At 47.2% G+C, this 21,728-nt stretch carries 19 protein-coding genes and 1 pseudogene; 16 read left to right on the top strand and 4 right to left on the bottom strand.

Features of this window, described 5'->3' with window-relative positions:
* Positions 1 to 15: 15 nt before the first annotated feature.
* The 14 genes from ACLQ6D_RS01735 (at position 16) to lpxC (ending at position 16,784) form a co-directional block, all read left to right on the top strand.
* Complete coding sequence (locus ACLQ6D_RS01735; protein ID WP_411725529.1) at positions 16 to 1,761, top strand: peptidoglycan D,D-transpeptidase FtsI family protein; 1,746 nt, start codon at positions 16 to 18, stop codon at positions 1,759 to 1,761.
* Positions 1,762 to 1,770: 9 nt separating this feature from the next.
* Complete coding sequence (locus tag ACLQ6D_RS01730; protein WP_411725527.1) at positions 1,771 to 3,267, top strand: UDP-N-acetylmuramoyl-L-alanyl-D-glutamate--2,6-diaminopimelate ligase; 1,497 nt, start codon at positions 1,771 to 1,773, stop codon at positions 3,265 to 3,267.
* Positions 3,264 to 4,625, top strand: coding sequence for a UDP-N-acetylmuramoyl-tripeptide--D-alanyl-D-alanine ligase (locus ACLQ6D_RS01725; protein WP_411725525.1), 1,362 nt, complete (start codon positions 3,264 to 3,266; stop codon positions 4,623 to 4,625). The genes ACLQ6D_RS01730 and ACLQ6D_RS01725 overlap by 4 nt, the downstream gene beginning before the upstream one ends.
* Positions 4,626 to 4,628: 3 nt before the next feature.
* Positions 4,629 to 5,711 (top strand): phospho-N-acetylmuramoyl-pentapeptide-transferase, encoded by a 1,083-nt coding sequence (gene mraY, locus ACLQ6D_RS01720; protein WP_411725523.1) that lies wholly within the window; start codon positions 4,629 to 4,631, stop codon positions 5,709 to 5,711.
* Positions 5,708 to 7,126, top strand: a complete 1,419-nt coding sequence (gene murD / locus ACLQ6D_RS01715; protein ID WP_411725522.1) for a UDP-N-acetylmuramoyl-L-alanine--D-glutamate ligase — start codon at positions 5,708 to 5,710, stop codon at positions 7,124 to 7,126. Before mraY ends, murD begins: the two co-directional genes overlap by 4 nt.
* Positions 7,123 to 8,283, top strand: a complete 1,161-nt coding sequence (gene ftsW, locus ACLQ6D_RS01710) for a putative lipid II flippase FtsW (protein WP_411725521.1) — start codon at positions 7,123 to 7,125, stop codon at positions 8,281 to 8,283. The genes murD and ftsW overlap by 4 nt, the downstream gene beginning before the upstream one ends.
* Positions 8,280 to 9,335, top strand: coding sequence for an undecaprenyldiphospho-muramoylpentapeptide beta-N-acetylglucosaminyltransferase (gene murG, locus ACLQ6D_RS01705; protein ID WP_411725520.1), 1,056 nt, complete (start codon positions 8,280 to 8,282; stop codon positions 9,333 to 9,335). The genes ftsW and murG overlap by 4 nt, the downstream gene beginning before the upstream one ends.
* Complete coding sequence (gene murC / locus ACLQ6D_RS01700) at positions 9,332 to 10,789, top strand: UDP-N-acetylmuramate--L-alanine ligase (RefSeq protein WP_411725519.1); 1,458 nt, start codon at positions 9,332 to 9,334, stop codon at positions 10,787 to 10,789. The genes murG and murC overlap by 4 nt, the downstream gene beginning before the upstream one ends.
* Complete coding sequence (gene murB / locus ACLQ6D_RS01695) at positions 10,782 to 11,666, top strand: UDP-N-acetylmuramate dehydrogenase (protein WP_411725518.1); 885 nt, start codon at positions 10,782 to 10,784, stop codon at positions 11,664 to 11,666. Before murC ends, murB begins: the two co-directional genes overlap by 8 nt.
* Positions 11,663 to 12,586 (top strand): D-alanine--D-alanine ligase, encoded by a 924-nt coding sequence (locus tag ACLQ6D_RS01690; protein WP_411725517.1) that lies wholly within the window; start codon positions 11,663 to 11,665, stop codon positions 12,584 to 12,586. The genes murB and ACLQ6D_RS01690 overlap by 4 nt, the downstream gene beginning before the upstream one ends.
* A gap of 3 nt (positions 12,587 to 12,589) precedes the next feature.
* The gene (locus tag ACLQ6D_RS01685) at positions 12,590 to 13,330 is read left to right on the top strand and encodes a cell division protein FtsQ/DivIB (RefSeq protein ID WP_411725516.1); all 741 of its coding nucleotides are present in this window, start codon (positions 12,590 to 12,592) and stop codon (positions 13,328 to 13,330) included.
* Positions 13,331 to 13,364: 34 nt separating this feature from the next.
* A complete protein-coding gene (gene ftsA / locus ACLQ6D_RS01680; RefSeq protein ID WP_411725514.1) occupies positions 13,365 to 14,591 on the top strand; it encodes a cell division protein FtsA in 1,227 nt (408 codons plus the stop codon).
* A gap of 31 nt (positions 14,592 to 14,622) precedes the next feature.
* Entirely contained in the window at positions 14,623 to 15,780 is a 1,158-nt protein-coding gene (gene ftsZ / locus ACLQ6D_RS01675) for a cell division protein FtsZ (protein ID WP_411725513.1), read from the top strand.
* Positions 15,781 to 15,860: 80 nt separating this feature from the next.
* Positions 15,861 to 16,784 carry a UDP-3-O-acyl-N-acetylglucosamine deacetylase gene (gene lpxC, locus ACLQ6D_RS01670; protein WP_411725512.1) on the top strand — a complete coding sequence of 308 codons (924 nt, stop codon included), beginning with the start codon at positions 15,861 to 15,863 and terminating at the stop codon, positions 16,782 to 16,784.
* A gap of 3 nt (positions 16,785 to 16,787) precedes the next feature.
* On the opposite strand, the gene ACLQ6D_RS01665 is transcribed toward lpxC, so the two are convergent.
* Positions 16,788 to 17,249 carry a DciA family protein gene (locus ACLQ6D_RS01665; protein WP_411725511.1) on the bottom strand — a complete coding sequence of 154 codons (462 nt, stop codon included), beginning with the start codon at positions 17,247 to 17,249 and terminating at the stop codon, positions 16,788 to 16,790.
* 336 nt (positions 17,250 to 17,585) lie between these two features.
* Here ACLQ6D_RS01665 and ACLQ6D_RS01660 point away from each other — a divergent pair, with 336 nt between their 5' ends.
* Positions 17,586 to 17,786 (top strand): cold-shock protein, encoded by a 201-nt coding sequence (locus ACLQ6D_RS01660; protein ID WP_411725510.1) that lies wholly within the window; start codon positions 17,586 to 17,588, stop codon positions 17,784 to 17,786.
* Between the two features lie 109 nt (positions 17,787 to 17,895).
* Here ACLQ6D_RS01660 and ACLQ6D_RS01655 read toward each other — a convergent pair whose 3' ends face one another.
* Positions 17,896 to 18,045 carry a DUF3465 domain-containing protein gene (locus ACLQ6D_RS01655; protein WP_411725540.1) on the bottom strand — a complete coding sequence of 50 codons (150 nt, stop codon included), beginning with the start codon at positions 18,043 to 18,045 and terminating at the stop codon, positions 17,896 to 17,898.
* Complete coding sequence (locus ACLQ6D_RS01650; protein ID WP_411725539.1) at positions 18,035 to 18,253, bottom strand: DUF3465 domain-containing protein; 219 nt, start codon at positions 18,251 to 18,253, stop codon at positions 18,035 to 18,037. The genes ACLQ6D_RS01655 and ACLQ6D_RS01650 overlap by 11 nt, the downstream gene beginning before the upstream one ends.
* 314 nt (positions 18,254 to 18,567) lie before the next feature.
* Here ACLQ6D_RS01650 and secA point away from each other — a divergent pair, with 314 nt between their 5' ends.
* Positions 18,568 to 21,285 (top strand): preprotein translocase subunit SecA, encoded by a 2,718-nt coding sequence (gene secA / locus ACLQ6D_RS01645; RefSeq protein WP_411725509.1) that lies wholly within the window; start codon positions 18,568 to 18,570, stop codon positions 21,283 to 21,285.
* A 69-nt stretch (positions 21,286 to 21,354) separates the two neighbouring features.
* Here the strand turns inward: secA and ACLQ6D_RS01640 are convergent.
* Positions 21,355 to 21,728: pseudogene (locus ACLQ6D_RS01640) on the bottom strand (efflux RND transporter periplasmic adaptor subunit); the annotation flags it as partial.

Here is a 21,728-nt window from a genome sequence, read left to right as displayed (position 1 = left end):
TTACTCACTTTTATCATGAGTTGCATGGGTATTCTCGTCGTTCGCGCAGTCCATTTGCAAGTGTTCAAAAAAGATTTCTTGCAAGAGCGTAGCTCTTATGTGGATACGGTATCCATTTCAGCATACCGGGGCATCATCGAAGATAGAAATGGTGAGCCATTGGCGATTAGCTCCCCTGCGCCCTCCATAACAATCAACCCGAAAGAGTTTGTCAAGGACGATAAGACCCTTATTAAACAAATGGAAAAGCAATTCAGGGCAAAATTGGGCGATGAGAGTTTAACGGATAGCCAAAAAGAGGGAGTAAAAAGCTTATACAGAAAAGAGAAAGTGACAAAGATTGGGCAACTGGAAAAGTTGCTGGATTTGCCTGTAGGCAAGGTAAATAAAATTCTTGAAGAAAAAAAAGGTAAAGGTTTTGCTTACCTGGAAAAGCAAATCAGTCCTGACATTGCAGAACAAGTAAAAGCTTTAAAGCTGGCAGGTGTGGATATCCTCCGGGAGTTTAAGCGTTTTTATCCATCAGGCGAAGTGACAGCCCATCTTCATGGATTCACTGATTCAAAAGGCATCGGTCAGATTGGGCTGGAAAAAAGTTACGAAACGCTTTTGAAAGGCACGGATGGGGAAAAACGGGTCATCAAGGACGGCCACCATCAAGTTATCGCCGATGTCGAAAATCTTGCATCTCCCATTCCAGGGAAAAACCTGGAATTGAGTATCGACCAGCGGATCCAATATTTGGCTTACAGGGAATTACAAAATGCGGTTAATGCAAACAAGGCGAAAGCTGGGGCATTAGTGGTGTTGGATGCAAAAACTGGCGAAGTACTGGCGGCAGTCAATCAACCCTCATTCAACCCTAACTCAAAAGCAGACCTAAAGGAAATACTATACAGAAACAGGGCACTTACGGAGGTTTTCGAGCCTGGTTCAACCGTTAAGCCGTTTGTTGTTGCCGCCGCATTAGAGGGGCGCTATATCCGCCCCGGAGATTTGATTGTCACGGATGGTGTTTTTCCTGTTGGAAGCAATAACGTCAAGGATACCCATAACTATGGGACACTGGATGTGGAAGGCGTATTAAAAAAATCCAGCAACATAGGTGTCGCCAAAATGGCATTGAAAATGCCCATTGATTACTTCTGCGGCATCTACAGAAAATTGGGATTCGGTGATTCACCATCATCTGGTTTTCCTGGCGAGGTCAGTGGCCATATGCCGGTGGCTAAAAGGATGCGGGATTTTGACCGTGCGATCTTGGCGTATGGCTATGGCTTGAATATGTCGGCAATACAGTTGGCTAGGGCATACACTGCATTGGCTGACGATGGCATTCTGCACTCGGTAAGCCTGTTGAAGCGAGACGAAGATATCGACGCACGGCGGGTTTTCTCTGAAAAAACAGCCAAGAAGGTCAGGACGATGATGGAGAGCGTGATAACCAAAGAAGGGACGGCTTACGAAGCCAGGGTTGACGGTTACCGGGTTGCCGGCAAAACCGGAACGGCTAAAAAAGCTGGGAAGCATGGTTATTCTGCCAATAGTTATTTTGCATTGTTTGCAGGGCTGGCACCTGCCAGCAATCCGCGTTTGGTGATAGTCGTGATGATAGATGAACCGTCTGCGGGCCAATATTATGGCGGACTGGTTTCAGCGCCGGTATTTTCCAAGGTTATGGGCGGCGCTTTAAGATTATTGGGGGTAGCCCCAGACCAGGAAAATACCATGCCCATATTGTTGGCAAGGAAAGCGCCATAAGCAATTTACATGAAACTTGGAGAGTTGCTTAAAAACTTGGTTGTAGTTTCGGAAAGGGATTCGACAATAGCCGATACTTTGGAAATTAGTGGATTGGCCTTGGATAGCCGGATTGTTGAATCAGGTGATTTGTTTATTGCCTTGGCTGGTGCCAGGCAACATGGATTGGCTCATATCAATGAGGTCATAGACAAGGGAGCTTGTGCGGTATTGTTTGATCCTTCAGGCGAAGGTAAGCAGCTTACTGAGACAGTAACGGGTATTCCCGTTATCCCAATTGAGGGCTTGGGGTTTGTGCTAGGGGAGTTGGCGGCACGATTTTATGGCAATCCTTCCGGGGTTTTGGATGTGATCGGCATAACTGGCACTAATGGCAAGACATCCTGTAGCCAGTTTTTAGGTCAGTTGCTTGACGGTTGCGGGATTATTGGCACTTTGGGATGGGGCGAGTGGGGGCAACTTAATAAGACAGTCAACACGACCCCGGATGCGTTAACGATCCAGCAGATACTGGCTGAATTTGTTAAGGCAAAAAAGAATACCGTGGCGATGGAAGTTTCGTCGCACGGTTTGGATCAAGGCCGGGTTAACGGGGTGCATTTTAAAGGCGCAGTAATCACGAATATTAGCCGCGATCATCTGGATTATCACGGTTCAATGGAGGCTTATCTGGCGGCGAAGTTGAAATTGTTGCAAACGCCATGGCTTAGGTTTGTGGTGGTCAATCTGGATGATGCAAGTTGTGACCAAATTATTGCGGCTGTGCCTGGATCGGTAGTGGTATGGGAAGTGAGCGCAAAAGGAAACAGCGTGAATTCAGGAGAGTCTGTCATTGCTGAGGGAATACAGCATACGCTTGCAGGCATTGAGTTTGATGTGCGTTGGGGCGGAAATGTCCAACGGGTACAGGCACCGCTCTATGGCGACTTTAATGCCGAGAACCTGTTATGTGTTTTGGCAGTGATGCTGGCAATGGGCCAATCATTAACTGAGGCAACAAATAAGGTGAAGTCCATCAAACCGATAAAAGGCCGTATGGAACGTTGTGGAACAAAAGCAAACGAGTTGAGTGTGTTTGTTGATTATGCCCATACGCCGGATGCCCTGTACAGGGTATTGGCAAGTTTGCGTAAGCATTGTGATCAGTCGCTGTGGGTGGTGTTTGGTTGTGGCGGTAATCGTGATGCAGGTAAGCGTCCGCAAATGGGGAGCATCGCAGAACAATGGGCGGATCGCGTTATTGTCACCGATGACAATCCGCGGTTTGAGAATAATTTAAGTATTGCCAATGAAATCCTGGCAGGTTGCATTTCGGATAAGGTCGTGTTGATCCAGGACAGAAAACAGGCAATACAGCATGTCATAGCCAATGCGGCAGCAAACGACTGCATAGTGATTGCGGGTAAAGGGCATGAAAGTTATCAGGAAATCAACGGTGTCCAGTATCCGTTCGACGACAAACAAATTGCAGAAGAGGCATTACACAAAAGGTTTGGAATGCAATGAAGATGAGGCTTAGCGAGATTGCCAAAAAGATAAACGGTGAGCATGTCGGGAGCGATGTGGAAATTGCTTCGGTCAGCATTGATACCCGGGCAATTCAACCCGGCGAGCTTTATGTGGCTATCAAGGGGACTCAGTTTGATGGCAATGAATTTGTTGACAAGGCAGAACAGGCAGGTGCTATAGCAGCCATCCTTAATAAATGCTTTACGACCAAGTTGCCGCATATTTTGGTCGCCGACACGAGATTAGCATTGGCACAGTTAGCAGGCGCTTGGCGCGACAAGTCCTCAGCAAAAGTAGTGGGCATTACGGGCAGCAACGGCAAGACCACAGTTAAGGAAATGGTTGCGGCCATCCTGTCCGTGGATGGTGCGGTGTTGTATACCAAAGGCAATCTGAATAACGATATCGGGGTGCCTTTAACACTGCTGCGACTGAACGAAGAACATCGTTATGCCGTGATCGAAATGGGCGCTAACCATCCTGGAGAAATCGCCTATACAAGCACTTATGTCAAGTCTGATGTGGTGATCCTTAATAATGCCGGAGCGGCACATATTGAGGGGTTTGGTAGTCTGGACGGTGTTGCCAAAGCGAAAGGGGAAATCATTGAAACCCTTAGAGCGGACGGTTTAGCGGTACTTAACAAGGACGATAAATATTTCGATTATTGGAAATCGTGGGCGGGCAACAGAAAGGTTTCATCGTTTGGCTTGCGTGAGGGCGCCGACGTAACGGCGCGGAATATCCAAACAGATATTATCGACAATGCGTTTGTTACGGCTTTCGATTTGGTGACTTTCCAAGCCGAGTTGAAAATCAATTTGAAGTTAGCTGGGCGGCACAATGTCGTTAATGCGTTGGCGGCGGCAGCGGCAGGTTTGGCTTTGGGGCTTAGCCTGGAGCAGATCAAACGGGGGCTTGAGAACGTCAAACCGGTAACGGGAAGGTTACAACCTTTGATTGGTCGTCTTGGAAATATAGTGATCGATGATACCTATAACGCCAATGCGGCTTCCTTAAAAGCAGGCCTTGAGGTTTTGGCTAATTGCAAAGGCAAGCCTTGGCTGGTGTTAGGTGCATTTGGTGAATTAGGCCCGGAAAGCCCAAAAATACATGAAGAGATTGGCGAATTAATAAGTTCAAAAGGTGTTGTGCGCCTGTTGGCTATAGGCTCCGATGCCAAAAATACCGTAAGGGTTTTTGGCAAAGGGGCCACTTTTTTTGATAGTCAGGATGAATTGATCGGCGCTTTAAAAGAAGAACTTAAAGGCGATGAAACTATTTTGATCAAAGGCTCAAGAACGCAGCGCATGGAAAATGTTGCTGCTGCCCTGGTGGAAGATTTCAGGAAATAAGTCATGTTACTTTACCTTGCAGACTATTTAATGACATTCGAAGGCGGTTTCAGGGTCTTTCATTACCTGACGTTTCGGGCCATTTTAGGTGCGCTAACTTCATTGATAATTTCGTTGATTATCGGCCCGGTGATGATCAGAAAATTAAGCCGAAATAAAATCGGCCAAAGTATCCGCGAGTTAGGCCCACAATCACATTACGAAAAAGCGGGTACGCCAACGATGGGCGGCACGTTGATATTGATAGCAATCGCCTTTAGCACCTTAATGTGGGCTGATCTTGGCAACCGTTATATATGGGTTATTTTATTGGTTACTTTGGGTTTCGGCATCATCGGATTTATTGATGATTACCGTAAGGTGGTCAAGAGAAATAGTGATGGCTTATCCGCAAAAACCAAGTATTTCTGGCAATCCATCATCGGTTTTATGGCTGTCGTGTTTCTTTACAAAACTGCCGTACTGCCGGCAGAAACGCAGTTTATCGTTCCCTTCTTTAAAGATGTGATGCTCGATATGGGCTGGATGTACGTTATCCTCAGTTACTTTGTTATTGTCGGTACCAGCAATGCCGTCAATTTGACCGATGGGTTGGATGGTCTGGCCATCATGCCGACCGTCATGGTCGCAGCGGGTTTAGGTATTTTTGCATATCTCTCTGGGCATGTCGGATTCGCAGAATACTTGGCCATTCCTTATTTACCCAATGCCGGTGAATTGATTGTGTTTTGTGCGGCATTAATTGGATCTGGACTCGGATTTTTATGGTTCAACACCTATCCGGCAATGGTGTTCATGGGTGATGTTGGCGCCTTGGCCTTGGGTGGCGCTTTAGGTGTTTTGGCCGTATTGGTGAGGCAGGAGATTGTTTTGGTCATTATGGGCGGTGTGTTTGTGATGGAAACATTGTCCGTGATGATACAGGTGGCTTCCTACAAAATGACCGGCAAGCGGGTATTCCGCATGGCACCTATCCATCATCATTTTGAATTAAAGGGCTGGCCGGAACCGCGTGTGATCGTCCGGTTCTGGATCATCACCTTTATTTTGGTATTGGTCGGTTTGGCAACTTTAAAACTAAGATGAGGCTGGATCCCAAAACCATTAAAGACCGACTGAAAGCCTATCTAGGCTTGGATTCCCCGACATCAAAAATAGTGGTCGTCGGACTTGGGGTTACAGGTATCTCAGTTGCGCGTTATTTAGCGGCATTAGGGTTTGATTTTGTTATCGCCGATAGTCGGGAGCAGCCACCGTCTATAACACAATTGCGGGAAGAATTAGGGAATATTGCTGTGTTTACCGGTGCATTTGACGGGACATCATTCAGTAATGCGACTCACTTGATAGTCAGCCCCGGTATCTCGTTAAATGAAAAAGCCATAGCAGAAGCCGTCCGTAACGGTACACAAGTACTCGGCGATATTGATCTGTTTGCCTGTTCCGTCGATGCGCCGATTATTGCCATTACCGGTTCCAACGGCAAAAGCACCGTGACAACGATGCTGGGTGAAATGGCCGATGCTGCAGGAATCAAAGCAGGTGTAGGCGGAAATCTTGGCATACCGGTATTGGACTTATTGGAGCAACCGGCGGAACACTATGTGCTGGAACTTTCGAGTTTTCAACTGGAAAGGACTAGCATTTTAAATGCAGCCGCTGCGACGGTACTTAATGTAACCGCCGATCACTTGGACAGGCACGCAAATGTTGCAGATTACGCGGAACAAAAACAGCGTGTCTTTATGGGTGATGGAGTCATGGTAATCAATGCCGATGATCCAATCGTGGCGGGTATGCAGGAAGAAGACAGGCGTACTTTTACTTTTTCGATCCATAAAAAAGCCGATTTCTGGATAACCAAAGAAAGGGGTATTGAGTATTTAATGCACGTTGAAAAACCTTTACTGCCACTATCTGAACTGCCGCTTGAAGGTAGGCATAATGCCGCTAACGCGTTGGCTGCGATGGCATTAGGTGTGGCTGTCGGATTGGACGAACAGGCTATGTGCAAAGCACTCAAAGCATTTAAAGGGCTGGCGCATAGAATGCAGCGGGTAGCTGAAATTCGGGGTGTTGTGTGGGTGAATGATTCCAAAGCAACCAATATCGGCGCTTGTGTCGCGGCATTGCAAGGCAATGATCAGAAAGTCATCCTGATTGCTGGCGGGGATGCGAAAGGCGCTGATATGAATGAGTTGGTGCCGGTAGTCAGGGCGAAAGCAAAAAGTGTCGTGCTGATGGGAAAAGATGCCGGACTAATAGAGCAAGCCCTCAACGGTTGTGTGCCTGTGTATATGGCGGCAGACATGCGGCAAGCAGTAAACATTGCCGCAAGCATAGCAACTGCCGGAGAGTGTGTATTGTTGTCACCAGCCTGTGCCAGTCTTGATCAATACAAAAATTATCAGGATCGTGGCGATAAATTTACTGAAGCCGTATTGGGGTTGCTTGAGCGCGATACTTCTATGGCATTTCCAGCGCCTAGGGCAGTAGTATGAACGGGCGAACTAATTTGCAAAAGCAAAAATTCCACTTCGACCCATTGTTGGTTGCCGTGACTGTCAGCCTGTTGTTTATAGGTTATGTCATGGTGGCATCATCTTCATTACACCTGGGTCTGGAATTGAAACAAGATAGCTTCCATTACCCTGCCAAGCAGTTAGCCCATATCGTTTTGGGGCTAGGTCTGGCAGCAGGTGTTACCAGGATTCCAATGGAAAGCTGGGAAAAGATCGGCCCCGGGTTGTTCATCGCAGGTTTGTTTTTGCTGGTGATTGTGTTTATTCCAGGCTTAGGTGTAAGGGTTAACGGTGCCCTACGTTGGCTATCAATAGGTGGAATCCGAATACAAGTATCGGAGGTGGTGAAGTTATTTGCGGTGATTTATATGGCGGGTTACGTAACTCGGCATCAGGATAACTTACAGGGATCGTCGTACGGCATTATCAAGCCGTTACTGTTGTTTTCTGTCGCTTGCGTATTGTTGTTGCGGGAACCGGACTATGGTTCAGCCGTGGTGATTATGATGATTGCTATGGGTGCCATGTTCTTGGGTGGGGCAAGACTGGCGCAATTCATAAGCTTGTTGTCTGTGTTAGTGGTGTTGGGGGTGATCGTGGCTCTCAAGGAAGATTACCGCATAGCCAGGTTGCTCAGCTTTATTGATCCGTTTAAGTATCAACAAAAGGAGGGCTATCAGCTTACCCAAGCGCTTATCGCTTTTGGACGGGGTGAATGGTTGGGCGTGGGCCTGGGCAGCGGCATCCAAAAGTTATTTTATTTACCGGAAGCCCATACCGATTTTCTGTTTTCAGTCATAGGAGAGGAATTAGGATTGCTTGGTGTGGTCACTGTCATTGTTCTATACACCTTATTGATATGGCGCACTTTTACAGTGGCGGTAGCCGCAGAGCAGGAAGGACAACGATTTTCTGCTTTTGTCGCCTATGGTTTAGGCGTGTGGCTTGGTTTCCAGTCATTCGTCAATATGGGTGTCAATATGGGGATTCTACCTACCAAAGGTTTGACTTTGCCGTTAATGAGTTATGGCGGTAGCAGCATGATAGTCATGTGCTGCGCACTTGCGTTGTTATTTAAGGTACATAGTGAAACAGTGGCGCTTAACGTACAAACACCCAAAGAAAGGTCAACATGAGTAAGCGCATAGTCATTATGGCTGGCGGAACAGGGGGGCATGTGTTTCCGGCGTTGGCTGTTGCACTATGGTTTATCGAAAAGGATTGGGAAGTCAGTTGGCTGGGTACGCATAAAGGGCTGGAAAGCAAAGTCGTTCCTGAACATGGCATTGAAATAGACTGGCTGTCAGTGGCTGGGGTGCGCGGAAAAGGCTTGCTTTCGAAGTTGGCATCGGGCTTCAAATTGATAACGGCCTGCGGGCAAGCATTGGCAATTTTGCGGCGACGCAAACCGGATGTGGTGCTTGGGATGGGCGGCTTTGTTGCAGGGCCCGGTGGTTTGATGGCGAAGATATTAAGGATACCACTGGTTATCCACGAGCAGAATCGCATTCCTGGCACCACCAACAGGCTGCTGGCAAAGCTCGCTAATCAGGTGCTGGAAGCGTTTCCGAATAGTTTCAAAAAAGAAGCCAATGCCAAATGTACAGGTAATCCGCTGCGTAGGCAGTTCCAAAATTTGCCAGACGCAAAAGGTACGGTTCAAGGGCGGGATTTACGGCTATTAATCATCGGCGGTAGCCAGGGTGCACAAGTTTTGAATGAAGTCATCCCCGATGCGCTGGCAAAATTGCAAGAAATAGAAGTAAGGCACCAAACGGGTACAGCTATGCAGGAACAGATTGCCAAGCGTTATCAAGCTTTGGGTGTGAAGGCAGAAGCGACTGCTTTTATACAAGATATGGTATCAGCCTATCAGTGGGCAGACATCATTATCTGCCGTGCCGGTGCGATGACGGTGAGCGAAGTTGCGGCAATGGGTTTGCCAGCCATTTTAATTCCGCTTCCGAATGCGATTGACGATCATCAAATGGCTAATGCTCACTATTTATCCGATGCGGGCGCTGGCTTGGTACTGCTCCAAAAAAATTTGAATGCAACAACCTTGATCGAACTAATCACGAAAGCCCAACAGCAGCTTGAGATGATGGCTAAAGCAGCAAAACAATGCGCACGTATGAATGCAACGGAAGCTGTAGCACAGTTTTGTATCAGTGAGGCCGGCAGATGATTGCTTCTCCCTTATTAGAGCCGAAACGAGTGTTTGGCAATATCAACTGGATACATTTTGTCGGTATTGGCGGTACAGGTATGTGCGGCATAGCCGAGGTTTTGTTTAACCTGGGCTACACCGTATCAGGGTCTGACATTAAAGAAAGTGCGGTTACCCAAAGGCTGGTTGATCTAGGTGTGATGATAGCGATAGGCCATAAGCGGGAAAACATTAAACAAGCTGATGTGGTGGTGGTTTCCAGCGCTATTGACCGCAGCAATGATGAAGTAAATGAAGCCTATTTGAACAGGATACCCGTCATTCCCCGCGCTGAAATGCTGGCAGAGTTGATGCGTTTCAGGTTTGGTATTGCCGTTGCGGGAACGCACGGTAAAACCACAACCACCAGCCTGACCGTTTCCATGCTTGCCGAAGGCGGACTGGATCCCACCTACGTGATCGGCGGTCGTTTGAATAGCGCTGGCGTTAATGCCAAGTTGGGCTTGGGGAATTACCTAGTTGCAGAGGCTGACGAGAGCGACGCTTCATTCCTGTATTTGCAGCCGATGATTGCGATAGTCACCAACATCGACCAAGACCACATGGCAACCTACCAGAATAATTACCAGCGCTTAAAAGATACCTTCATAGAATTCCTCCATCACTTGCCGTTTTATGGCTTGGCGGTTATGTGTATTGATGATGTGGGTGTTAGGGAAGTATTGCCGGACATATCAAAACCGGTAACAACCTACGGAGTCCATCAAGATGCTGATGTACGCGCTGAAAATGTAAGGCAAGCAGGAATGCACACCTCATTTGATGTGGTTCGAAAGGGAAAGCAAACCAAATTGCAAGTCACTTTAAATATGCCCGGCTGGCACAACATGCTCAATGCGCTTGCGGCTATTGCTGTGGCTACCAAGCTGGAGGTTGCCGATGAAGCCATCACCAAGAGTTTAGCTGCTTTCAGGGGGGTCGGCAGACGTTTTCAGGTCAACGGCGACCTGCCTTTCAATAAGGGCAAGCTGACCTTTGTTGATGACTACGGACATCATCCCCGTGAGCTTGCAGCAACATTTGAAGCCTTGCGCCAGGCTTGTCCGGATAGGCGTGCGATTGTCATATTTCAGCCCCATCGCTATACCCGTACCCGCGATTTATTTGAAGATTTTGTGCATGTGCTTTCCACTGTGGATGTCCTTATTTTGATGGATGTTTACTCGGCTGGGGAAGCTGTCATTCCACGCGCAGATGGTAGGGCGTTGAGTCGGGCAATACGTACGCGTGGCAAGGTTGATCCGGTCTTTCTGGAAGACTGGGAAGAATTGGCAGCCGTGTTGGTTGGAATAGTCAAAAAGGATGATGTGATTTTAACCGTGGGTGCCGGTAATGTGGGGCAGATCGCCGCGCAGTTGCCGGAGCTGCTGGCAAAAGAATTATCAACTTTGGGCGGTCAGGGTAATGACTGAATTGAAAGGCCGTTTGTTAAGCAATGAAACCCTGGCCAAATACACGAGCTGGCGCGTAGGCGGGACGGCAGACCGGCTTTATTTGCCGTTTGACAAACAAGACTTGTGTGAATTTATCAAAAGTTTGCCGGATAACGAGCCGGTATTTTGGATGGGACTTGGCAGCAACCTATTGATAAGGGACGGTGGTATACGAGGGACTGTGATTAATACTAAAGGGCGGTTAAAAGAGATGCGGATAGGTGAGGACGGGGCGGTCTATGTGGAAGCTGGAGTCCCCTGTGCACATGTGGCTCGCTTCTGTGCAGATCAGGGCTTGGCCGACGCTGAGTTTTTGGCAGGAATCCCGGGAACGATGGGGGGAGCCTTGAAAATGAATTCGGGTGCATTCGGCGGTGAAACATGGCGTATCGTTAAAAGCGTGGAAATGCTGAATTCGAGAGGCGAAGTCACTTTGAGGGATCCCAAGCAGTTTGCGGTCAGTTACCGTTCTGTCAAAAGTATGGACAAGGAATGGTTCCTATCGGGAATTTTGGCGTTAGAGCCAGGAGATTCCAAAGCCAGCATCCAGAAAATTAAAAGCTTATTGGATAAAAGGGCAAAAACGCAGCCGACTAACCAACCAAGTTGTGGCTCAGTCTTCAAAAATCCAGAAGGCGATTTTGCGGCCAGGTTAATCGAGGCAACAAGATTGAAAGGTTACAGCATAGGCGGTGCTTCTGTATCGGAAAAACATGCAAATTTTATTGTTAACGCCGACGCTGCAACAGCGGCAGATATAGAAAACCTGATTAAATATGTCCAGAGAAAGGTTCAATATATTCATGGTGTTGAGTTACAAACAGAAGTGTGTGTGATAGGTGAGGCAAGAGAGTGATTAGCAAACCGGAAGAATTTGGGTGTGTAGCGGTATTGATGGGTGGGTCTGCCGCTGAACGGAAAGTCTCATTAAAAAGTGGTGCGGCGGTATTTGAGGCACTAAAGAATAAGGGCGTAGATGCTGTTGCCGTTGATGTAACGGGTAGTCCTATCGAAGCGCTAGCGGCTCATAAGGTTGACCGGGTATTCAACATTATTCATGGACGAGGTGGGGAAGATGGCGTTCTGCAGGCTGTGCTTGAAGTACTGGGTATTCCCTATACCGGCAGTGGTGTTATGGCCTCAGCCTTAAGTATGGACAAGTTACGTACCAAATTGTGCTGGTTGGGTTATGGCTTGGCTACACCCAAGTGGTATGTGCTAAAGAGCACCGATGATTTGGATGGTTGTATAGAAAAACTGGGCTTTCCGGTCATCGTCAAACCGGCCCAAGAAGGTTCCAGTATCGGCATGAGCAAAGCCAATGACAGGGACGAACTGGTGAAGGCCTTACAAGTGGCGGCTGAATACGGCTGCGATGTTTATGCAGAATCCTGGGTGGTAGGCAAGGAATATACGGTTGGATTGTTGGATGGTCAGGCCTTGCCAGTTATTCGCCTGGAAACGCCGAATGCTTTCTATGACTACGAAGCCAAATACAATGCCACGACAACCCAATACCACTGTCCTTGTGGATTAAGCGACAGTCAGGAACAACAATTGCAACAGTTAGCGGTCAAGGCTGCTGAGGTAGTCGGCGTTGAAGGCTGGGCCAGGGTAGATGTGTTCATTGATGAATCAGGACAATCCCAACTGATTGAGGTAAACACCGTGCCGGGTATGACTGACCATAGTCTGGTGCCGATGGCGGCCAAACAAGTGGGTATCGGATTTGATGAACTGGTGTGGCGAATACTGGAAACCAGTTGCCGGGCGTGAGATATGCAAGCTGTAAGAACACTGTTGACCTTTGCTCTTTTGGTGTTTGCGGTTTGGGGATTGAGGCAAGAGGTTGTCAGCGACAAGGTAACTGAGTCTTTGCCTATCCGGTATGTGAGAACCGAAGGAGTTTTTCAGTACCTTAGCAAAGAAGAAATAAAAACGGCGCTGATGCCTTTGGTGACGGCCAGTATTTTTGATGCGGATATGCAGAAAATTCATACGACCGTCACTAAGTTGTCTTGGGTAAAAAATGCAACCGTTGAGCGGGTCTGGCCGGATACCATCGATATCAAGGTCCATGAACGTAAAGCTTATGTGCGTTGGGGACAAAATGGCTTGCTGACTGAGTATGGTGAATTGTTTACACCAAATAACGTAGACCGATTTCAATCCTTGCTGTTGTTGGAAGGACCCAAGCAGCAGGAAGCTAAAACATTGGAGATTATGAAGGGCGTGAAAACAGCATTGGAAGACCAAGCCCTGGAATTGGCCGAATTTAAGGTTAACGGCCGGGAGGCTTGGGAAATCAAGTTAAAAACAGGCTTGGAAATATTATTAGGACGAACGGGGCAATTAAAAAAATTACAGCGGTTTTTGGATACCTTGCCTATTTTAGGGCAAGAGAAAATCGCTGCTATGGCGTTAGTTGATTTGCGCTACCCAAATGGTTATGCGGTGTCATGGAAGCCCGGCATAGAAGCGATAGACTGGGGACAGCCGCAAGTCCAGGAAAAAAGGTAGATTGTCAAAATGAAGACGACACAGAGTAAATAATATGGCGAAAAAAACAGAGCGTAATTTAATAGTCGGACTTGACATAGGCACTTCCAAAGTCGCCGCAATTGTGGGTGAACTATCTAGCGAAGGACACATAGAAGTCATAGGGATAGGCTCAACGGTGTCCCGCGGGCTGAAAAAAGGCGTGGTGGTCAATCTGGAATCAACAGTGCAATCCATTCAGCGCGCCATCGAGGAAGCAGAATTAATGGCAGGATGTCAGATTAAATCGGTATTTGCAGGCATAGCCGGCAGCCATATCCGAAGCCTCAATTCTCATGGAGTCGTGGCTATAAAGGATAAAGAAGTCACCCAGTACGATATCGACCGGGTGATTGATTCCGCGCGTGCGGTAGCCGTCCCGGCAGACCAGAAGATTCTGCACATTCTGCCGCAGGAATTTATTATCGACTTGCAGGATGGCATCAAGGAACCTATCGGCATGTCGGGTATACGCCTGGAAGCCAGGGTTCACATGGTGACTGGTAGTGTCAGCGCGTCACAAAATATCATCAAATGTATCCGGCGTTGCGGCCTGGAGGTTGAAGACATCGTGCTGGAACAATTGGCATCCTGTAATTCGGTGCTAACGGAAGATGAGAAAGAACTGGGCGTCTGTTTGATAGACATCGGCGGAGGCACCACGGATATCGCAATTTTTGCCGAGGGTGCCATTAAGCATACCGCCGTTATACCCATAGCTGGCGATCAGGTAACTAACGATATTGCCGTAGCTTTACGGACACCTACGGTTAATGCTGAGGAAATTAAGCGCAAATACGCTTGTGCCTTAACCCAGTTAGCCAGCGTTGATGGGGTTATTGAGGTGCCCAGTATCGGCGACCGGCCGCCACGCAAAATTTCCACGCAAAATTTGGCCGAGATTATCGAGCCCCGGTACGAAGAACTCATGTTGCTGGTGCAGTCAGAGCTAAGGCGCAGCGGTTATGAAGAATTAATTGCTGCCGGAATTGTGATAACCGGCGGTAGCTCAAAGGTCAGGGGATTGATAGAGCTAGCGGAAGAAATTTTCCATATGCCGGTGCGTATGGGTGTGCCACAAAATGTCAGCGGATTGACAGAAGTGGTAAAAAATCCGATCCACTCTACTGGGGTCGGATTGTTAATGTATGGGAAGGAACACCAAGGCGGTATCAGGAGTATTGATCCAGAGGGTTTAGGTTTTTTTGCAAAAGTGAAAAGTTGGTTTCAGGGTAATTTTTAATTAATAGCAAGTCTTACTAGAGGTAGTCATTATGAAATACGAATTAATGGAGTGCAGTGAAAATGCGGTAATCAAGGTTATCGGTGTTGGTGGCGGTGGTGGCAATGCAGTCAATCACATGGTCGATTGCCACATTGAGGGTGTTGAGTTCATCTGTGCGAACACAGATGCACAGGCGCTCAGAAAATTGAATACCAGCACTATTATTCAGTTGGGAGTTGAGCTGACTAAAGGTTTAGGCGCCGGGACAGACCCAGAGGTCGGCAAGAAGGCTGCGGAAGAAAACAAGGATCGCATCAAGGAAGTGATCACAGGTGCGGATATGGTGTTTTTGACTGCTGGCATGGGTGGTGGCACCGGTACCGGGGCAATTCCAGTGATTGCTGAAATTGCCAGGGAGATGGGTATATTGACAGTCGCTGTTGTTACCAAGCCCTTCTCATTTGAAGGTAAAAAGAAGTTGGCTGTAGCCGAACAAGGAATTGCTGAGCTTGAAAAGTATGTTGATTCAGTTATCACCATACCCAATGAGAAATTATTGCCGGTGTTAGGAAAAAATGCTTCCTTGCTTAATGCGTTTAAAGCGGCGAATGACGTTTTACTGGATGCCGTTCAGGGGATTACCGATCTCATTGTCCATCCCGGCATAATTAATGTCGATTTTGCCGATGTCAGGACGGTCATGTCAGGCATGGGCGCTGCAATTATGGGCACAGGTGCAGCTAAAGGGGAAAACCGCGCACGGGAAGCGGCGGAAAAAGCTATCGCCTGCCCACTATTGGAAGACATCAACTTACAAGGTGCGCGTGGTATTTTGGTCAATATTTCTGCTGCCGATATGGGTATTGCTGAGTTTAATGAGGTCGGCAATATTGTCCATGAATTCGCCGCAGAAGATGCCGTCATTAAAATCGGCACGGCCATTGACTCGTCGCTAGGCGATGAAATCAAAGTGACTGTTGTGGCCACTGGCATGGGCTTGCCCCGCGCACAAATTATCAGGACAACCGATAAATTGATGCAAAAAGCAGCCGCAGGTGAGCTAAACTATGGAGTACTGGATAAGCCGACAATCATGCGCCAAAACAAGCCTGAAACCAGGGAAACACGTTTTGGTGCCCAACCAAAGAAAGAGATGGATTTGGATTATCTGGATATTCCGGCTTTTTTAAGACGGCAAGCAGACTAGTCGTTTGCCTCCCTAGCCTCAATGTTGGGGGCTGATTGTGATAGAATGGCGCTTTTGCCTCACTTAACAGGGCTTACAATATGATCAAACAGCGAACCTTAAAAAATACGATTAGGGCGACAGGTGTAGGGCTTCATACCGGCGATAAGGTCTACTTGACCTTACGTCCGGCAGAGCCCAATACAGGAATCAGGTTTCGTCGCGTGGATTTGGAATACCCGGTCACTATCCAGGCAACGCCTGGTAATGTGGGTGAAACTGTGCTCTCCACTACCCTAGTTGCCGGTAGTACAAAAATTTCGACGATAGAACATTTGCTCTCTGCCTTTGCGGGGCTAGGCATCGATAATGCGATTATTGATGTCAGCGCCGCCGAGGTTCCCATTATGGATGGGAGTGCCGGGCCTTTTGTGTTTTTGCTGCAGTCGGCAGGTGTTGAAGAGCAGGATAGTCCTAAACAATATATCCGCATAAAACACAGCGTAAGGGTCGAAGACGGCGATAAATGGGCAACCTTTGAGCCATTTGATGGTTTCAAGGTAACGTTCACTATTGATTTTGAGCACCCAGCTTTTGAAGAGAATGTAAAGACGGCTACGATGGATTTTTCATCGACCACCTTTGTGAAAGAAGTCAGTAGGGCCAGGACTTTTGGTTTTATGAGGGATATTGAGACACTCAGGCAAAACAATCTCGCTTTGGGAGGCAGTCTCGATAATGCTATCGTGGTTGATGAGAGTAAAGTCCTCAATGAAGACGGCTTGCGCTACGCTGACGAATTCGTTAAGCACAAAATTCTTGATGCTATCGGTGACCTTTATCTTTTAGGACACAGCTTAATAGGTCAATTTACGGGCTACAAATCAGGCCATGGCCTAAACAATAAGTTGCTTCGGACCTTATTGGCCGATACTGACGCTTGGGAAAAGATCACTTTTGACGATGAGGGACAAGCGCCGATTTCTTTTATGCAGTCTGCCGAATCGCCTCGGTCAGCTGCTTAAAGACTAGTTGCTTCCGCTTTGCAACCGTCCGAGTGTTGAACTGAGTTTATCCAGCGCTTGTTTAAGTGGGTCTGTGGCCATGAGGCTGTTGTTCCGTATTTCATCGGCCACTTTCTGTGGAGGGGTAACGGGCCTACGTTTCGGGCTGGTAGTTGCAGTTGCGGGTATGCTAATGACTTTAACCTGTAACACGGATACAGGTGCTGAGGTAGCGGATCCAATTGCGGTTAGCATTGTTTTGCCATAAAAACGTAATTGGGTAGCCCAAATGGCTGAATCCGTGTAAATAAGCAGCTTTTTGTTATTGAAGACGCAGTGAAAAGCGTGATTAGCCAAATCTTTTGGTAAAACCGCTTTAATGTGTTCAAGGGTAGTTAATTGTTGATTAATTTGCAGACAAAGCTGGGCAATCGTTTTGTTCGGATAAGCTAAAACTGGCTTAAGCGGCTGTGCGTTTTGTGCCATACTATTCGAAGTGAGTTATTACTTGTGTTAGAGATCATAGCCGAATTTGCTAAGGGCATAAATCTAATTTGATGGAAATATCCCATCCAATCTTTTACATGCCTAGGAAGACGCTCCTGTTGCTGTCGAATAATGTACAGCAAGGGCTGTGGTTTAAGCATTGACATTGTATCTTTATATCTCTATAATACACACAGCTAGAAATTGATTTACCGCTATGCTTATCTCTACGAAGTTTATCAGTTTTACTCGTCCTGTTTATCATTAAGTAATTTTCATATTTCCCGCTCCATCAGCCACACGGCTTTAATTACTCTATACACAAAAGGATCACAAATGACTACTGGTACTGTTAAATGGTTTAACGCAGAGAAAGGTTTTGGTTTTATTCAACAAGAAAGTGGGCCAGACGTTTTTGTCCATTACCGTAATATAAGCGGTGGTGGCTTTAAATCTCTGGATGAAGGCCAAAAGGTAAAATTTACTATCACCCAAGGGCAAAAAGGCCCACAGGCAGAAGAAGTCACTCTCGCCTAATCAAATCAATGGGCTATAGCCCAGCCACTCTGTTGTGGTGGGGCTATGGTTACATGTTTTACGACGGCAAATCCCGCAATCAATCATACTTACGGCTATCATAATGTAGTCATCCGTTAGGGTGTAATCTTTTCGGGTCATGGTGCGTCCAATGGACAACTCCGCCCTTTTTATTCCATTCGTATTCCCCATAAAAATCAATAAGCGCCCCTACTTTCAAGCCCTCAACCCTAGGCACTAGGTCAATATTATAGGTAATAAGGGGAATCCAGTTGGATTAGAAAGTGCTGATGTCTTGGCTTATGATTGTCATCCCGTAGCATTTTTACTATCCGCCCTGTCTGTTTTACCTGGAAATTACTTTGTTGATTTTCAAAAGCTTTCTTGAGGTTATCTAAGCCTGTTAAATCAGAGTTTGCGATTTGTGATATGGGCTTCAGCGCGATCGTGTCACGATAAGGCGACAAGAAAACTGAGCAAACGCCAAGTAAAACCAAAAAACAAGCTTCAGAAGTAATTTATTCACAGGTAATTTTTGCATTAGGTTGTTTTAGTTTGGTGGTTTAATTATTTGATTATCGTTCGTAAGATTATAAATTCAAATAGGTTGAATATAGAGCTAACGCCTAAAGAATGTCCTTTCCCCGTATCTAAAACTAAACAATACATTTGGAATAACAGCCGCCATTGCTATTAGGATAGCGCCTGTTTTTTGTACCTAATAGGCCAGACAGTATATAATTAGCGGTTTGATTCAACTATACCCTCGTCGGAAATAGATATGCTGAGCAAGCTGGTTAGATTAATTTTTGGAAGCCGCAACGACAGGCTTGTTAAGAAAAAGAGGAAGCTGGTCAAAAGGATTAATGCCTTAAGCTCAGAATATGAAAAACTCTCTGATGACGCATTAAAAGCCAAAACCCAAGAGTTTCGCAATCGTTTGAGTAAAGGCGAAAAGCTCGAAAACCTGATTCCAGAGGCCTTTGCCGCAGTCAGGGAAGCCTCCTCGCGTGTCTTCGGAATGCGCCATTTTGATGTGCAATTGATCGGCGGCATGATCCTTAATGACGGCAAAATCGCCGAAATGAAAACCGGTGAGGGCAAAACCCTGATGGCCACGTTAGCGGCCTATCTAAATGCCTTACCTGGAAATGGCGTTCACGTCGTCACTGTTAACGACTACCTGGCTAAACGCGATTCCGAATGGATGGGCAGGGTGTACGGTTTTCTTGGTATGACCACCGATGTCATCATCAGCCAGATGGAACACCATGAGCGGCAGGTTTCATACGCGGCAGACATCACTTACGGCACCAACAATGAGTTCGGGTTCGATTATTTGCGCGACAACATGGCCTTCAACCTAGAGCAAAAAGTCCAGCGCGGGTTGAATTTTGCCATTGTCGATGAGGTCGATTCCATCCTGATTGATGAGGCAAGAACACCGCTCATTATTTCCGGGCCCACAGAAGAAAGCACCGAAGTTTACATTAAAGCCAATGCCATAATCCCTTTTCTGGCCCGGCAGGAAAAAGAGCAGGGCAACGGCGATTACTGGGTGGACGAGAAAGAACGGCAAGCCTATTTGACCGAGAAAGGCCATGAGCATGTGGAACACTTGATGGTGGAGCACGGATTGATGACGGAAGGCAGCAGTTTGTACGATGCCTCCAATATCCGCTTGATGCACTATTTAAGCGCTTCCTTGCGCGGACACACGTTATTCAAAAGGGACGTTGATTACATAGTACAAAACAATCAAGTCATTATTGTTGACGAATTTACCGGTCGTATTATGCCGGGGCGGCGTTGGTCAGAGGGTTTGCATCAAGCCATTGAAGCGAAAGAACACGTCACCATACAAAATGAAAACCAGACGATGGCCTCGATTACCTTCCAAAACTATTTCCGCTTGTACGACAAACTGTCCGGCATGACCGGTACGGCAGATACCGAAGCATTCGAATTGAACAAGATTTATGGGCTTGAGGTTGTCGTCATACCTACGCACCGCCCCATGATCCGCAATGATTTGGGCGATATGGTTTATTTGACAGCCGACGAAAAATATAACGCTGTAGCAGAAGACATTAAGCAATGCGTTCAACGTGGACAGCCAGTTCTAGTGGGTACAACCTCCATCGAGAATTCTGAACGAGTATCGGTTTTGCTTAAAAAACTGGGTGTTACCCATGAGGTGCTCAATGCCAAGCAGCACGAACGTGAGGCGCATATTGTCCAACAGGCCGGTATGCCCAGCGCGGTGACGATAGCCACCAATATGGCCGGTCGAGGCACCGATATTGTGTTAGGCGGCAACCTGGACGCTGAATTGGTGGCGTTAGGCCCTGATGCCAGTGATGCTGACAAGGATAAGGTCAAAGATGCCTGGCTGGAACGCCATAAACAAGTTGTTGCCTCAGGCGGCTTGCATGTGATCGGTTCCGAGCGCCATGAATCCCGACGTATCGACAATCAGTTACGGGGTCGTTCGGGTCGTCAGGGCGATCCGGGTTCCTCGCGCTTTTACCTAGCGTTGCAAGATGATCTGATGCGTATTTTTGCCTCCGACCGAGTTGCCGGCTTGATGCAAAAACTAGGCATGGGTAATGGTGAGGCGATAGAACATCCCTGGGTTACCCGCTCAATCGAAAATGCCCAGCGCAAGGTGGAAAATCGTAACTTTGATATTCGTAAAGAAATCCTCGCTTATGATGATGTTGCCAATGACCAGCGTAAAGTGGTCTACGCGCAGCGTAATGAGCTAATGGAAGCCAAGGATATTTCCGACATCATCGTCGAAATTCGCAAAGATGTGGTGAATAACCTAATCACCCAGTATATACCGCCAAGAAGCATGGAAGAACAGTGGAATATCAAGGGGCTTGAAGATCATTTGTACCAGGAATTCAATACCGAAGTTCCAATTAAAAAAATGCTCGATCAGGACAAGAATCTGCAAGAATCGGCTTTGCGTACCCGTATCCTTGATATTCTGGGGCAACTGTATAACCACAAGGAGCAGCAAATGACCTCGGAAGTCATGCGCCACTTTGAAAAATCCGTCATGCTGCAAGTCTTGGACAACAGTTGGAAAGAACACCTGACTGCAATGGATTATCTTCGGAAGGGGATACACCTTAGAGGCTACGCGCAAAAAGATCCCAAGCAGGAATACAAACGCGAAGCCTTCGAAATGTTCACCAGCCTACTCGACCACATCAAGTACGAAGTCACCCGAATCCTGTTCCGGGTGCAAGTCCGGCAAGAAGAAGACATCCAGGCAATGGACGAACAAATGCAAGCCCCCAGGGAAATGCACTTTGAACATGCTGAGGTATCCGCCTTAGGTGAGTATGACCCGGAAGCGGCTTTTGAAGAAAAGCCAGTCACACCGACCCAACCTTTCGTAAGGGAAAGCAATAAGGTAGGCCGTAACGATCCTTGCCCTTGTGGATCAGGGAAGAAGTTTAAGCAATGTCATGGGAAGATAAGTTAGATTTATAGTACTATGCGGCGCGAAACTCTAAAAGCCCTCTCCAGAGGGAGAGGGAGTTTATATCTTAACTTAACGGCAAGAACCGTCGGTTTGTTTGCCCAGTACATTGACTTCGCTAACCTTGAAGCCGTCCTTTTCCCTGATAAAAACGTCGGTTTTGCCTTCATGCTGGGCAATGGCAGCATCAGGCAGTTTATAAGTGACGGCATCGCTAGATTGCATGTGCTGAATGGTCACTTTTTGACCAACTCTGACTGAAGATGAATTGTCTTTGATAACTGCCCTCACAAGTATTGCCTTGTTTTCAGGATTGACGCTTTGGCCTAATACCTTGATTTCTGCATCAGCTAGACCGTTTTCCACCTGCACTTTATCGCCGATTTTAATTTCGCTGATATGTTCCTGGGGAATATTGATTTCCAGCCAAAGCTCATCCAGGTTGG

Origin of the sequence: Methyloglobulus sp., assembly GCF_046714055.1 — a bacterium.
Classification (GTDB): domain Bacteria; phylum Pseudomonadota; class Gammaproteobacteria; order Methylococcales; family Methylomonadaceae; genus Methyloglobulus.
This window is presented reverse-complemented; position numbering and strand designations above follow the sequence as displayed.